Origin of the sequence: Nitratidesulfovibrio oxamicus (assembly GCF_015731765.1) — a bacterium.
Classification (GTDB): domain Bacteria; phylum Desulfobacterota; class Desulfovibrionia; order Desulfovibrionales; family Desulfovibrionaceae; genus Cupidesulfovibrio; species Cupidesulfovibrio oxamicus.
The window spans coordinates 1-711 of sequence record NZ_VRYY01000714.1 but is presented as its reverse complement, the minus strand read 5'-3'; the positions used below and the strand labels follow the sequence as shown (position 1 = coordinate 711).

Genomic DNA, 711 nt, shown 5'->3' with positions numbered 1-711 from the left:
GATGCACGCCCAGCAGGGGCGCGCCGGGGGCGGCGTGCGTGGCGCGAAAGGCGGCGGCGCGTTCGCGGGCGGGTTCGGGCAGCACCAGTTCCGGCCAGTCCAGGATATGCGGCAGGTTCAGGGGCCGCACCAGTTGCAGCAGCCGCTCTATCTCGTCCAGTTCGTCGAAGCGGCGTGGCACGGTGTGGGTGTAGAACCACGAATTGAACCACGGCGCTTCGTAGCCGATGCGCACCTTGGCGCTGGTCCAGCGGGCGATGCACGCGCTGCGCAGGCTGGTGTGGGCGGATATCCACAGCGAATGGCGCTCGCGCGCCAGTTGCCGCCCCACGCGGGCGGCGGCCATGATGCCGCTTTCGCCGCCGCGCTTGTCGAACTCGTGCACGCCGGAAAGCTCCGGCTGTGCGGCGAACAGGCTGCCCACGCCGCGCCGCACCCAGAAGTGCAGTTCCGCATCGGGGTAGTTGGCGCGCAGGGTGCGCAGCAGTGGCAACGTAAGTACCGCGTCGCCCAGAAAGGCGGTGTTCCAGACGCCGATACGGCTCATGACGGTTCGCTCCGCGAAATAACCGTGAAAGAGGGGCCGGTGAGGGCGCAGTCCGATACGCCAGACGCGCCCGAAACTTCGGCGGTATCGCCCAGCAGCCACGCGGCGGCGGCGGCAAGGTCGCGCGCCACGGCGTGCGGCCAGTCCGGACGGGCGGCAAGGGT

Annotated in this window: 1 protein-coding gene; it reads right to left on the bottom strand. The window is 70.0% G+C overall.

The features are described 5' to 3' along the window. Positions 1 to 547: glycosyltransferase family 9 protein (locus tag FVW20_RS17575; RefSeq protein ID WP_196610598.1), on the bottom strand; the 547-nt coding region annotated here is incomplete at its 3' end. Positions 548 to 711: the final 164 nt, after the last annotated feature.